This window comes from Campylobacter sp. RM5063, from assembly GCF_024723655.1.
Taxonomy (GTDB): Bacteria; Campylobacterota; Campylobacteria; order Campylobacterales; family Campylobacteraceae; genus Campylobacter_D; species Campylobacter_D lari_D.
The window spans coordinates 1-13,202 of record NZ_JANQDA010000010.1 but is presented as its reverse complement, the minus strand read 5'-3'; the positions used below and the strand labels follow the sequence as shown (position 1 = coordinate 13,202).

The window sequence follows — 13,202 nt, the reverse complement described above, 5'->3', positions numbered from 1 at the left end:
AAAAAAAGATTATTTTTTCAAAAATAATAATTTTTATTGTTTAATTTTATTTTAATAATATAGGGATATAATTTATCAAATAATAAAAATTATTATTTATAAAAAGGAGAAAAGATGAAAAAACTAACCAATGATTTCGGAAATATCATAGCCGATAATCAAAATTCATTAAGCGCAGGTGCTAAGGGTCCACTTTTAATGCAAGATTATATTTTGTTAGAAAAACTTGCCCATCAAAATAGAGAAAGAATTCCAGAAAGAACTGTTCATGCAAAAGGGAGCGGTGCTTATGGGGAGCTTAAAATCACTAAAGATATTTCTCAGTACACCAAGGCAAAAGTTTTACAGCTTGGAGAAAATACACCTTTATTTATAAGATTTTCAACCGTTGCAGGCGAAGCAGGTGCAGCTGATGCAGAAAGAGATGTAAGAGGTTTTGCTATTAAATTTTATACTAAAGAAGGAAATTGGGATTTAGTAGGTAATAATACTCCGACATTTTTTATAAGAGATGCATATAAATTTCCTGATTTTATCCACACTCAAAAAAGAGATCCAAGAAATCATTTAAGAAGCAATAATGCTGCATGGGATTTTTGGAGCCTTTGTCCTGAAAGCTTACATCAAGTTACTATTTTAATGAGTGATAGAGGAATTCCTGCAAGCTATCGTCATATGCATGGTTTTGGAAGTCACACTTATAGTTTGATTAATGATAAAAACGAAAGATTTTGGGTGAAATTTCATTTTAAAACCAAGCAAGGTATTAAAAATTTAACCAACGAAGAAGCGGCAAATTTAATAGCAAATGATAGAGAAAGTCATCAAAGAGATTTATATGAAGCTATTGAAAAAGGAGATTTTCCAAAATGGACTTTCCAAATTCAAGTTTTAAAAGAAGATGAAGCAGAAAAATTAGGTTTTAATCCTTTTGATTTAACTAAAGTTTGGCCGCATAGTATTGTACCTTTAATTGAAGTAGGCGAATTAGTACTTAATAAAAATGTACAAAATTACTTTAATGAAGTAGAACAAGCTGCATTTAGTCCAAGCAATATTGTTCCTGGTATTAGTTTTAGTCCTGATAAAATGCTGCAAGCTAGAATTTTTTCTTATCCTGACGCACACAGATACCGCATAGGGACAAATTATCATTTATTACCAGTTAATCGTGCAAAAAGTGAAGTAAATACTTATAATGTAGCAGGTGCTATGAATTTTGACACTTATAAAAATGGTCTTGCTTATTATGAACCAAATAGTTATGATGATAGTCCAAAAGAAGATAAAAATTACCTAGAGCCTGACTTAGTACTTGAAGGTAATGCGCAAAGATATGCTCCACTTGATAATGATTTTTACACCCAACCAAGAGCCTTGTTTGATATAATGAATCAAGATCAAAAAGAGCAATTATTTAAAAACATAGCAGCTTCTATGAGTGGGGTTGATGAAAAAATTATTGCTAGAGCATTAAGTCATTTTGAAAAAATTTCAAGTGAATATGCAAATGGCGTTAAAAAAGCTTTGAAGATGTAATTTTTACTTGCCACTTTAAAAGTGGCAAACTAAAGATTATAAAGGAAAAAATATGTTTAGTAATGAAGAAGAAAAAAGAATTCAAGAGCTTTGCACTATGGCTTTTGATTACGCAAGGAAAAATGATTTACAAAATTTAAAGACTATGATAGAAGCGGGTTTGAGTGTGAATTTAAAAAATCATAAAGGCGATAGTCTTTTAATGCTTGCAAGTTATCATAATGCTTATGAATGTGCTAAGTTTTTACTAGAAAATAATGCTAGGGTAGATGAGAAAAATGATAGAGGACAAACTCCATTAGCAGGGGTGTGTTTTAAAGGATATTTACCTATGTGTAAGCTTTTGGTAGAACATGGAGCAAATATTGATGAAAACAATGGTCTTGGTATGACACCTTTTACTTTTGCATTGATGTTTGGGCATAGAGATATAGTAGAGTTTTTAACAAAGTATTCTAAAAAAAGTTTTCTTAAAAAAATAGCTTTTAGTGTATTAAAAATTTTCAAAAAATAGTTAAAAATTTATAATATATTAAAAATATATTTTATTTATTTAAAATTATTAAAAAATTCTATTATTAAATTATAAATTTTTAAAATTTTTTATTATAGAAATAAAAAATTTAAGCTAAATTAAAATAAATTCAAATAAAATTACCCCTAATTTTTTAATGAAAGGATAATAAATGTCTAACAAAACAGAAAAATTATGGGGTGGGCGTTTTGATTTACCTACAAATAAATTAGTTGAAGAATATACTGCTTCACTACCAGTTGAGCCAAGACTTGCTCCTTTTGATATACAAGGTAGTATAATTCACTGCACCATGCTTGCAAAACAAGGTATTATAAAAGACGATGAAGCAAAGACTATCATTAAGGGCTTAGAGCAAGTTAGAGAAGAAATTCAAAATGGTACTTTTGTGTTTGATATAGCTGATGAGGATATTCATATGGCTGTAGAAAAAAGAATGACACAAATCGTAGGTCCAGTAGGTGGAAAACTTCACACCGCAAGAAGTAGAAATGACCAAACTACTCTTGATTCAAAAATTCATATGAGAGCAGTTATTAAAGAAGTATTAACTCAAATTACTACTTTGCAAGAAGAAATCGTCCATCAAGCTCAAAAAAATATCAAAGCTATTATGCCAGGTTATACGCATTTACAAACAGGCCAGCCAGTGCTTTTTTCACATTGGATTATGGCGTATTTTTGGATGTTAAGTAGGGATTATTCTCGTTTTGAGGATTTATATAAAAGAATGAATGAGTGTCCTTTAGGAGCAGCTGCACTTGGCGGAACTACATTTAATATAGACAGACATTTTTGTGCCAAAGAACTAGGCTTTACTAAACCAACAGAAAATAGCATTGATAGTGTAAGTGATAGAGACCACATGGTTGAATTTACTGCTATTGCTGCAATGTGTTTCATGCACCTTAGTCGTTTTTGTGAAGAGCTTATACTTTTTTCAAGTCAAGATTTTAAATTTATAGAATTAAGTGATGATTTTTGTACAGGTTCAAGCATAATGCCTCAAAAGAAAAATCCTGATGTAGCCGAAAAAATGCGTGGTAAGACAGGTAGAATGTATGGTAATGTTATGGCAATGCTAACTATTATGAAAGGTATTCCATTAGCTTATAATACTGATATGAGTGAAGATAAGGCTCAAGTTTATGATTCTATGGATACTTTAATGGCAAGTTTAAAAATTATAACTCCTATGATAGAAAAAATGCAAGTAAATGCTAATAATACAAGAGCAGCAGCTGCAAAAGGATTTTCAAATGCCACAGATATGGCTGATTATTTAGTAAGAAAAAATATACCATTTAGAGAAGCTCATAGTATAGTAGGTTCAGCTGTGAATTATTGTATTAAACACGGAAAAATGCTTGAAGAGCTTAGCATGGAAGAATTCCATCAATTTAATGAAAATATCCAAGAAGATATTTATGAAGCAATTGCTTTAGAAACTTGTATAGACGCAAGACTTTCTTATGGTGGTACAGGAACTAAAGTTGTATTAGAGCAAATTGAACATGCAAAAGAATTGTTGGATAAATGTAAAAAATAAACAATAAGGGCGAAGATTAGATGGATATTATTTTTATACTTCAACTTTTTATTATTTTTTCTATGATAGCCATAGGTGGTAGATATGGTGGTATAGGACTTGGGGTTGCAGGTGGGCTTGGTATGTGTATTTTGGTGTTAGTTTTTGGTATGCAACCAGCTTCACTTCCTGTGAGTGTTGTGTTTATTATACTTGCTGTGATTACTTGCGTGAGTGTTTTGCAAAGCGCAGGCGGGCTTGATTTGCTAGTAAAAATAGCTGAAAAAGCATTAAAGAAAAAACCTCAAGCTATTGTTTTTATGGGCCCATTAATCACATCCACATTTACAATATTTTGTGGTACTACTTATGTAGCTTTTTCTATTTATCCAGTGATTGCTGAAGTAGCTGCTCAAGCTAAAATTCGTCCTGAAAGACCACTTTCAGTTTCAGTTATAGCAGCAGGTATTGCAGTGGTAGCTTCTCCTATGAGTGCAGCCACTGCAGGTATGGTAGCCATTTTAGCCATTAGTGGTGTAGGACTTGTTCAAATATTAGCTGTGGTAATGCCAGCATTTTTAATTGGTGTTATATGTGCTTGTTTGAGCATTTTTAAAAGAGGAAAAGAGCTTGAGCAAGATGAGGAATTTCAAAGAAGAGTAAGAGCAGGGGAATATCAGTTTTTAACTCAAGATAAACAAGAAGATAAACAAGAAACAGATCCTAAAGTAAAAAGAGCTTTATTAATATTTGCTTTGGGGATTTTAACCATTATTTTCTTTGGGACTTTTACAAATTTGTTACCTCACTATGAGCTTGCAAATGGTAAAATAGAAAGACTTTCTACCCCAAATTTAATTCAAATGATCATGCTTGCAACAGCTTGTTTAATTATGCTTTTTGCTAAAGTTCCTGCCAATAAACTTGGTGAAGCTTCTGTATTTAAATCAGGACTTATAGGCGTTGTAGGGGTTTTTGGTATAGCTTGGATGACAGGGACATTTTTTGAAGCTTACAAGCCTTTATTTAGTGATTCTTTATCACATATTGTAGAAGATTATCCGTATTTATTTGGTGTAGCTTTATTTGCCTTTTCTATGGTGATTTTTTCTCCAGCTGCAACAGTAGCTGCTTTGATGCCCTTGGGTGTGAGTTTGGGAATTCCTCCTCAAATTCTTATCGTGCTTTATCCTTGCGTGAGTGGAGATTTTATAGTTCCAGGAGCTAATCAAATAGCTTGTGTGGCTTTTGATAGAACAGGCACAACAAAAATAGGAAAATTTGTGATCAATCACTCTTATTTAAGACCAGGTTTTGCTTTAATCATTGGTGCTGTTGTGAGTGCTTATTTTATATCGCAAATAGTTTTTTAGCTATTAAAGGCTATTTTTAAATTTTTGCAAATATCTATAGACGCTAGGTTCTGATATATTAAGTGACTTAGCAACTATAGGTATACTTCCTTTTATATTAAAAATTCCCTTTGAATGAAGCTTTTTAATAATCTCATCTTTTTGTTCAGTGCTTAAGCTATATCCTGAATTTAAATATTTTAAGTCTATGTTTTCAGCTAGAATATCTTCTATAGAATGACTAAGTGTTTCTATATTACTCACATTGTGTAAATTTACGTTGTTTTGATTGTGAATATCTAATAAATCACTAAAATCATTAATTTTTTCTAGTTCTATGATTTTACTAATAGCATTTCTAAGTTCTGTGGTGTCGTGATTTATACATAAAATTCCTACAATTTTATTTTGGTTTTTTATAAAAAAGGTTGATCCAGTAACGATCTTAGACTTTCCAACCTTTGCTTTGTAATCACATAAAAAATCTTTATTTAAATACTCTTTTTCTTGTACAAGCTCACTCGCAAAAGAGGTTAATGGAGAATTGATTGTCCTTCCGCTAATATGATTATTTGCAATGGCTGCTATATATGAACCCTCAGGTGAAATCACATGAAAAACTATTTCATACTGATCTCCAAGAACTTGCCCTAAAAATTGAGTGAGTTTGATAAATAATTCTTTTTGTTGTTCATCCATGATCTAGACCTTTTTGTTGTTTTTTGTTATTTTACAAAATATTTTCATCAAAGTTGTTAATATTTACAACAATAAAAAAAATTATTATTATGATAAAAAAATATTGACAATTTATTATTATGATGATAATATTATATTATGATTTTATTTAAACACAAGGAGTATACATGGCAAATTATCCAAAGGCTATAGGACCATATTCAGCTTATAGAGAAGCTAATGGTTTGTTATTTATTTCAGGACAACTTCCTATTAATCCACAAAGTGGAAACATAGAAAGTGAAGATGTAAAAGAACAAACAAGACAATCATTGTTAAATATCAAGGCTATATTAGAAGAAAATAATCTTTATTTTAATAATGTAGTTAAAACGACTTGCTTTTTGGCAAATATTGATGATTTTTTGGCTTTCAATGAGGTTTATTCTGAATTTTTCGCAGCTCCATATCCTGCAAGAAGTGCTTTTGCGGTAAAAGATCTTCCTAAAGGAGCAAAAGTGGAGATAGAGGTTATTGCTCATAAAGGATAGAGCATGTTGGGTTTATTTTTTGCGGGATGTTCTGTATTTTTACTTGTTTTTATGCTCTATAAAAAAATCAACGCCCACATGGCGTTGCTTTTAAGTGGTTTATTCTTGTTAGCTTTAGCAGGAATTTTTGGACTTTCTCCAATTATTAATGAAAAACAATCTTTACATTTAGGTCTTTTTGATATTTTTCAAGTAGTAAATACTAAAATGTCAAGTACTCTAGCAGGTCTTGGACTTACTTTAATGTGTATAGCAGGATTTTCTGCTTATATGGATCATGTAGGTGCAAGTTATGCTTTATTTAAAGTATTTGAAAGACCTTTAAAAGCTGTGAAATCACCTTATGTTTTATTGTTGGTTTCATATTTTGTGATTCAGTTTTTAGTGCTTTTTATACCTTCACATGCAGGTTTAGCACTTTTGCTTATGGTTACAATGTACCCTATTTTAGTGCGTTCAGGTGTTTCTAAGCTTTCTGCGCTTTCGATTATTGCTATTTGTCAATACATTGACCATGGCCCAGGAAGTGGTAATGTAATTTTAGCTGCAAAAACAGCTGAAATTGATCCTGCGGTATATTTTGTGCATTATCAGCTTCCTACAACTGTGCCTATTATCATAGCAGTGGGTATTGCGATTTATTTTTGCTCAAAATATTTTGATAAAAAAGAAAATTTCACATTTAACCGTGATGATGTTGAAAAAGAATTAGCAGAACATGATGGCAAAAGTGAAGAGCTTAAAAAGCCACCTAGAATTTATGCGATTTTACCTATTATACCTTTAGTGTTAATTTTGGGCTTTAGTAGTGTTTTAGATAGCATTATGGTGTTAATGGGATTTACTACCATGGAAGAAGTTAAAGCAGCTTCATCTACTGCAATTAGAATGAATGTACCGGTTGCTATGATGATTTCAACTTTTATAGCAATTATTTTTGAAATCATTCGTTATAAAAGTTTAATTGATACTTTAAATTCTATCATGGTATTTTTCAAAGGTATGGGCCATTTGTTTGTAATCACAGTTTCTTTGATCGTTTGTGGCCAAGTTTTTGCAAGTGGCCTTTTATCGGTTGGTTTTGTAGATACTTTAATAGACTTTGCAAAAGATGCAGGTTTTGGAGTGCTTGCTATCATCATAGCAGTTTCTATTTTACTTGCTGTGTGCGCATTTTTAATGGGTTCAGGAAATGCAGCATTTTTTTCTTTTGCACCACTCATTCCAAATATAGCAAAATCTTTTGGAGTTGAAACTATAACTATGATAGCACCTATCCAAATCATGACAGGTTTTGGTAGATGTGTTTCACCTATTGCACCAGCTATTTTGGCAATTTCAGCTATGGCTAAAGTAAATCCATTACAAGTTGTAAAAAGAACAGCTATTCCTATGCTTGTAGCTGCTATTGTTAATGTGATTATGACTTATGTTTATTTGTAAAAAAGGACTTAAAATGAATAATAAAACTAAATTAATCCACCTAGGAAGAGGCGATCAAAGCGCTGAAGCAAGATCAGTTAATCCAACCTTAATGCGTGCATCAACCATACTTTTTAAAGATCATGCTACTTGGCAAAAATACCGCGAGCTAAGAAAAAATGAGCGTGTTTTGAGTTATGGTGCTAGAGGAACAGCTACAAATTTTGAACTTGAAAAACTTATTTGTGAGCTTGAGGGTGGTTATAGAGCACAACTTTTCCCAACAGGGCTTGCAGCATTAGCTATGGTGCTTTTAAATTATGCTAGTAAAGATGCTCATTTTTTAATCACTGATGCTATTTATGGACCTGTTAGAACAATTTGTGATTTATTTTTAACTAAAATGGGTGTAGAAATTGACTTTTTAAAAGCTGATGCTTCTGATGTAGAGGAAAAAATCAAACCAAACACAAAATTAATCCTTTGTGAAAGTCCAGGTTCTATACTTTATGAAATCATAGACTTACCAAAACTTTGTGAAATTGCACACAAACATAACATACCAGTAGCGATTGATAATACTTATTCAAGTGGGTATTTTTTAAACCCGCTTGAGCTTGGAGTGGATATTTCAGTAATTGCAGCGACTAAGTACTTAAGCGGGCATTCAGATGTTACTATGGGTATAGTAGTGATTAATGAAAAAGAATGGAAAAATTTTGACAAATTACCAGAAGCTTTAGGATTTACTACAAGTCCTGATGATGCTTATTTAGTGCTTCGTGGTATGAGAACTTTAGATGTAAGAATGAGGGCTCATGAAAAAAGTGCAGATGAGGTAGTAGAGTTTTTACAAAGTAGAAAAGAAGTTAAAACAATTTTTTATCCAAAATTAAAAACTCATCCAAACCATGAAGTTTTTATGCGTGATCATAAAGGCGCTAATGGTATGGTAACAATTGAATTTGCAGATGGCATTTCTAAAGAACAAGCCGTTAAATTTGTAGATAATTTAGAGTATTTTTCAATCGGTGCAAGCTGGGGTGGATATGAGAGTTTAGCTACTGTTACTACTCCGCCAAGAACAGCAACAGATTGGAGTGCTAGAGGGCCTTTTGTGAGATTTCATATAGGTCTTGAAGATAGTAAGGATTTGATTGCTGACTTAAAACAATCATTTGAAAAAATAAATTTTAAAGGATAAAACATGGGTGTGAGTGTATTTGATATGAGGTTGCTTCAAGATTCTTGGAGCACTCCTGCAATGAGAGCTATTTTTAGCGAGGAAAATAGGATTCAAAAATGGCTTGATGTAGAAGCTGCCCTAGCAAAAGCTCAAGCAAAACTTGGCATTATCCCTAATGAGGCAGCTACAGAAATAGCTAAAAAAGCGCATTATAAATTTATGGATATGGATTTTATTTTTGCTGAGTTTAAAAAGACTAAACACCCTTTAGTGCCTACTGTTAGAGGTTTGGAAAAAGCTTGCGAAAATGGTCTTGGCGAATATGTGCATTTTGGTGTAACAACACAAGATATCATTGACACAGGCATAGTTTTACAATTTAAAGAAGCTATGGCTTTAATCAAACAAGATTTAAAAGATATAGCTAAAAATTTAGCAAAAATCGCAAAAGAGCATAAGAACACTGCAATGATGGGAAGAACCTTAGCTTTACAAGCTTTACCTATAACTTTTGGACACAAAGTTGCAATTTGGCTAAGTGAGCTTAATCGTCACTATGAAAGAATTATCGAACTTGAAAAAAGATTATATGTAGGATTAATCGTAGGTGCAGTGGGAACTAAAGCAAGCTTAAGTGACAAGGCTAATGAAGTAGAAAAACTTACTTTAGAAAGCTTAGGTTTAGAAGTTCCTGACATCTCATGGCAGCCAGCAAGAGATCGTTTTATTGAGCTTGGTTATGTTTTAGGTAATATCAACGCAACCTTTAACAAAATTGCACATCAACTTTTAATCTTAGCTCATAATGAAATCGATGAAATTGCTGAACCTTTTGGAAAAGGTCAAGTAGGAAGTTCTACTATGCCTCATAAAAGAAATCCCGCAGTAAGTGAAAACGCAGTGACTGTAAGTAATGCCCTAAGAGCTAATATTGCAATTTTAAGCGATATAGAAAGACATGAGCATGAAAGAGATGGTCAAGTTTGGAAAATGGAATGGAAGCTTTTACCAGAAGCATTTTTAATGCTTTCAGTGGTATTAGCAAATATGAAATTTGTCTTTGATGATTTAGAAGTTAAAAAAGACAAAATGTTAAAAAATCTTGATACGCTTAATGGCTTTGTATTGGCAGAACGCGTGATGTTTGCTTTGAGTGATCATTATGGTAAGCAACATGCACATGAAATTGTTTATGAAAATGCTATGAGAGGTATAGAAAATCATAAAACTTTTAAAGTTGTTTTACTTGAAGATGAGCGTGTAAGTAAGGTTTTAAGTGAAAAAGACATTGATGTTTTAATGGATGCTACAACTTATGTAGGTTATGCACCAAAATTAGTTGATGAGTTCTTAGAAAAAATCGCTAATGCACCAATTCTAAAGTAGGAAAAAATGTATTTAAGTGAAAAACTAGCCGAATTTATCGTAAATTTAGACTATGAAGCTATCCCTAGTGAAGTAAAGCAAAGAGCAAAAGAGCTTATGCTTGATGCACTAGGAACAGCCCTAGCTGCTAAAAATGAAGCTTGTGTTTTAAATGCAACTAAGGCTTTTGAAGCTTTAAGTGTAAATCCTAGTGAAAAAATTTGGAGTGGGGGTAAAAAGCTTGATGTAATTTATGCTGCGATGGTAAATGCTATTGCAGCGCATGCCCTTGATTTTGATGATACTCATACTGAAGCTATTTTGCACGCTAGTGCTATTTTAACTCCACTTTGTTTAACTTATGGATTTAGCGTAAGTAAAGATGGAAAGAAAGTTTTAAAAGCCTTTATTGTTGGTTGGGAAATTGCTGCTAGAGTGGGTATAGCAAGCAAAGGAAGTTTTCATAAGCGTGGCTTTCATACTACAGCTATAGCAGGAATTTTTGGTAGTGTGGCTGCAAGTTGTGTTTTACTTGGTTTAAACAAAGAACAAATCATCAATGCATTAGGTTTAGCAGGAAGTTTTGCAAGTGGGGTAAATGAGTTTTTATCTAATGGATCTAATTCTAAAGTTTTACACATAGCTAATGCTTTGAAAAATGGAATTTTAGTAGCAAATTGCGCAAAAGCTAATATGAGCGGTCCTTTGAGTATATTTGAAGGAAGGGATAATGTCTTTAGAACTTTTGGCTTAGAAGATGAATGTGATAAAAATGAACTTTGTAAGGGGTTGAATGAAATTTGGCAAGTAATGCAAGTTTCGTTAAAACCTTATCCAAGTTGTCATTTTGCACATGGGCTTATTGATTGTGCTATGAGTTTAAGAAATGATGGCTTAAAAGCACAAGATATCAAAAGTTTGCATTGCTTTGTAGATGAAGTGCCAATTTCATTTATCTGTGATCCAATAGAAGCAAAATACACTCCACAAAGTGCTTATGCGGCCAAATTTTCCATGCCTTTTTTAATGGCTTTAGCGTTTTTTGATGGCAAAATTACTTTAAAATCTTATGAAAATTTAAATAGAGCTGAACTAATAGAATTTGCTAAAAAAATTAGCTATGAGAAGAAAAAATCTAGCGGTTTCCCTAAATACTTTCCAGGACATTTAGAAGCTGTTTTAAATGATGGAAGAGTAATTAAAAAAGATGTGTTTATAAATAAAGGAAATTTTGATAATCCTTTAAGTTTTGATGAATTAAAAGATAAATTTCTTTCTAATGCTAGCATAGCACTTTCTTTAGAAAAGGCTGAGGAATTAGTCAAAAAGCTTCAAAATTTAGAAAATCTAAATGATTTTGATTTCTAGCAATCTCATTTTTTGAGATTGCTTATTATTTTAAAAAATAAATAATTGAATTTTTTATATAATGTCTTATCTTGGTTTTTGTAAGGAAAAACATGACTTTAGATACATTAAAAGACAATGAAGAAGCCTTTATAGTAGGCTTTGAAGCAGATAAACAACTCCAAGCAAGACTTTTTAGTTTTGGTTTTGCAAAAAACAAAAAAGTTAAAAAAATTCGTTCTTCTATAGCAAATTCTACTATTATGGTAGAACTTGATACAACTTGCGTGATTTTACGCTCAAGTGAAGCAAAAATAATACAAATTTCAAAAGAGTTTTAATGAAAGAAATCATCGTTGCTTTAGTAGGTCAGCCAAATGTTGGTAAAAGTTTATTAATTAACGCACTATGCAAAGCTAATATGAAAGTTGGAAATTTTAGCGGTGTTACGGTTGAAAAGGCTGAGGCTAGATTAATTTATAAAAATTATGAGTTTAAATTTATAGATTTACCAGGAACTTATGCATTAGATGGTTATAGCGAAGAAGAAAAAATTACAAAAGATTTTTTAAAAAAGGGTAATTTTGATCTTGTAGTAAATGTGCTTGATTCTACAAATTTAGAGCGTAATTTGATTTTAAGCGCATCTTTAATAGAAGCTAAAATCAAAATGATTATGGCTTTAAATATGCAAGATGAAGCTAAAAATGAAGGTTTTAGTATAGATTTTAAAATTTTATCTCAACTTCTAAATACACCTTGTCTTGGCGTGTGCGCTAAAACTAAAGAAAATCTAAATGCACTTTTGGATTTAATCATTTCAACCCATGAAGCTAAATTTGAAGCTAAAGAGCGTGTTTATAGTGATATTATAGAAGAAGAACTTGCAAAAATAAGTGAATTTTTAAATCAAAATGAAATTACTTATTTAGATTTTTCTACAAAAGATTTAGCGATAGCTTTGCTTAAAAATGAAGCTAATATAGTCATTTCGCATGCTTTGAGAAAAATACTTGATGAAGCTTTAGAAAAAATTTACATGGTATATCATAGCAAAGATATGGAAAGTATTTTTAAAGAAGAGCTGATTGCTTTTGCAAATGGTATATGTGTTAAGGTTTTAAGCAAGAGTGTTAAGTATAAAAATCATACTAAAGAAATAGATTCTATTTTAATTAATAAATTTTTAGGAATTCCTATATTTTTGTTTTTTATGTGGGCTTTATTTCAACTAACCTTTACTTTAGGTCAAATCCCTATGGATTATATAGAAATGTTTTTTGCTAATTTAGGTGATATGGTAAAAAATAATATTAGCAATGAATTTATCGCTTCAGCCTTAGCTGATGGTGTTTTAGGTGGGGTTGGTGCGGTTATAACTTTTTTACCAAATATTATGATTTTATTTTTTGGTATAGCCTTGCTTGAAACAACTGGATATATGGCTAGGGTTGCATTTTTATTAGATGGAATTTTATACAAATTTGGCTTACATGGTAAAAGTTTTATCCCTTTAATCACGGGTTTTGGCTGTTCAGTACCTGCATTTATGGCTACAAGAACTTTAAAAAATAAAAAAGATAGACTATTAACTCTTTTTATTATTAATTTTATGAGTTGTGGCGCAAGACTTCCTGTATATGTGCTTTTTGTTGGAGTGTTTTTTCCTGCTGATGTGGCGGGAAATTATCTTTTTGGG

Annotated in this window: 12 protein-coding genes; 11 read left to right on the top strand and 1 reads right to left on the bottom strand. The window is 31.5% G+C overall.

What is annotated here, in order from left to right; translation table 11 throughout:
- The first annotated feature begins 114 nt into the window (after window positions 1–114).
- The 4 genes from CAMP5063_RS04720 (at window position 115) to CAMP5063_RS04705 (ending at window position 4,975) form a co-directional block, all read left to right on the top strand.
- Window positions 115–1,539 carry a catalase gene (locus tag CAMP5063_RS04720; protein ID WP_263671064.1) on the top strand — a complete coding sequence of 475 codons (1,425 nt, stop codon included), beginning with the start codon at window positions 115–117 and terminating at the stop codon, window positions 1,537–1,539.
- 52 nt (window positions 1,540–1,591) lie between these two features.
- The gene (locus CAMP5063_RS04715; RefSeq protein ID WP_263661127.1) at window positions 1,592–2,053 is read left to right on the top strand and encodes an ankyrin repeat domain-containing protein; all 462 of its coding nucleotides are present in this window, start codon (window positions 1,592–1,594) and stop codon (window positions 2,051–2,053) included.
- 172 nt (window positions 2,054–2,225) lie between these two features.
- Window positions 2,226–3,623 carry an argininosuccinate lyase gene (argH, locus tag CAMP5063_RS04710; protein WP_337194897.1) on the top strand — a complete coding sequence of 466 codons (1,398 nt, stop codon included), beginning with the start codon at window positions 2,226–2,228 and terminating at the stop codon, window positions 3,621–3,623.
- A 20-nt stretch (window positions 3,624–3,643) separates the two neighbouring features.
- Window positions 3,644–4,975 carry an anaerobic C4-dicarboxylate transporter family protein gene (locus tag CAMP5063_RS04705; RefSeq protein WP_337194896.1) on the top strand — a complete coding sequence of 444 codons (1,332 nt, stop codon included), beginning with the start codon at window positions 3,644–3,646 and terminating at the stop codon, window positions 4,973–4,975.
- Between the two features lie 3 nt (window positions 4,976–4,978).
- On the opposite strand, the gene CAMP5063_RS04700 is transcribed toward CAMP5063_RS04705, so the two are convergent.
- Window positions 4,979–5,653, bottom strand: coding sequence for a helix-turn-helix transcriptional regulator (locus tag CAMP5063_RS04700; protein WP_133319588.1), 675 nt, complete (start codon window positions 5,651–5,653; stop codon window positions 4,979–4,981).
- A gap of 167 nt (window positions 5,654–5,820) precedes the next feature.
- Between CAMP5063_RS04700 and CAMP5063_RS04695 the strand changes: the two genes are divergently transcribed.
- From CAMP5063_RS04695 to feoB, 7 genes are all read left to right on the top strand, one after another.
- Window positions 5,821–6,183: a Rid family detoxifying hydrolase gene (locus tag CAMP5063_RS04695; RefSeq protein WP_044598311.1), complete on the top strand. Its 363-nt coding sequence runs from the start codon at window positions 5,821–5,823 to the stop codon at window positions 6,181–6,183.
- Between the two features lie 3 nt (window positions 6,184–6,186).
- Window positions 6,187–7,626 carry a C4-dicarboxylate transporter DcuC gene (gene dcuC, locus CAMP5063_RS04690; RefSeq protein ID WP_220566810.1) on the top strand — a complete coding sequence of 480 codons (1,440 nt, stop codon included), beginning with the start codon at window positions 6,187–6,189 and terminating at the stop codon, window positions 7,624–7,626.
- A 13-nt stretch (window positions 7,627–7,639) separates the two neighbouring features.
- The gene (metC, locus tag CAMP5063_RS04685; RefSeq protein ID WP_337194895.1) at window positions 7,640–8,809 is read left to right on the top strand and encodes a cystathionine beta-lyase; all 1,170 of its coding nucleotides are present in this window, start codon (window positions 7,640–7,642) and stop codon (window positions 8,807–8,809) included.
- A gap of 3 nt (window positions 8,810–8,812) precedes the next feature.
- Window positions 8,813–10,177, top strand: coding sequence for an adenylosuccinate lyase (purB, locus tag CAMP5063_RS04680; protein ID WP_220566812.1), 1,365 nt, complete (start codon window positions 8,813–8,815; stop codon window positions 10,175–10,177).
- A gap of 6 nt (window positions 10,178–10,183) precedes the next feature.
- Window positions 10,184–11,524: an MmgE/PrpD family protein gene (locus tag CAMP5063_RS04675; protein ID WP_337194894.1), complete on the top strand. Its 1,341-nt coding sequence runs from the start codon at window positions 10,184–10,186 to the stop codon at window positions 11,522–11,524.
- Window positions 11,525–11,616: 92 nt separating this feature from the next.
- Window positions 11,617–11,844: a FeoA family protein gene (locus CAMP5063_RS04670; RefSeq protein WP_039627920.1), complete on the top strand. Its 228-nt coding sequence runs from the start codon at window positions 11,617–11,619 to the stop codon at window positions 11,842–11,844.
- A partial coding sequence (feoB, locus tag CAMP5063_RS04665; protein ID WP_337194893.1) for a ferrous iron transport protein B occupies window positions 11,844–13,202 on the top strand: 1,359 nt, incomplete at its 3' end. The genes CAMP5063_RS04670 and feoB, both read left to right, overlap by 1 nt.

Excerpts from the sequence above, each read along its gene's own strand:
- CAMP5063_RS04720 (WP_263671064.1), top strand. The coding sequence starts at position 115 with ATGAAAAAACTAACCAATGATTTCGGAAATATCATAGCCGATAATCAA.
- CAMP5063_RS04715 (WP_263661127.1), top strand. The coding sequence starts at position 1,592 with ATGTTTAGTAATGAAGAAGAAAAAAGAATTCAAGAGCTTTGCACTATG.
- argH (WP_337194897.1), top strand. The coding sequence starts at position 2,226 with ATGTCTAACAAAACAGAAAAATTATGGGGTGGGCGTTTTGATTTACCT.
- CAMP5063_RS04705 (WP_337194896.1), top strand. The coding sequence starts at position 3,644 with ATGGATATTATTTTTATACTTCAACTTTTTATTATTTTTTCTATGATA.
- CAMP5063_RS04700 (WP_133319588.1), bottom strand. The coding sequence starts at position 5,653 with ATGGATGAACAACAAAAAGAATTATTTATCAAACTCACTCAATTTTTA.
- CAMP5063_RS04695 (WP_044598311.1), top strand. The coding sequence starts at position 5,821 with ATGGCAAATTATCCAAAGGCTATAGGACCATATTCAGCTTATAGAGAA.
- dcuC (WP_220566810.1), top strand. The coding sequence starts at position 6,187 with ATGTTGGGTTTATTTTTTGCGGGATGTTCTGTATTTTTACTTGTTTTT.
- metC (WP_337194895.1), top strand. The coding sequence starts at position 7,640 with ATGAATAATAAAACTAAATTAATCCACCTAGGAAGAGGCGATCAAAGC.
- purB (WP_220566812.1), top strand. The coding sequence starts at position 8,813 with ATGGGTGTGAGTGTATTTGATATGAGGTTGCTTCAAGATTCTTGGAGC.
- CAMP5063_RS04675 (WP_337194894.1), top strand. The coding sequence starts at position 10,184 with ATGTATTTAAGTGAAAAACTAGCCGAATTTATCGTAAATTTAGACTAT.
- CAMP5063_RS04670 (WP_039627920.1), top strand. The coding sequence starts at position 11,617 with ATGACTTTAGATACATTAAAAGACAATGAAGAAGCCTTTATAGTAGGC.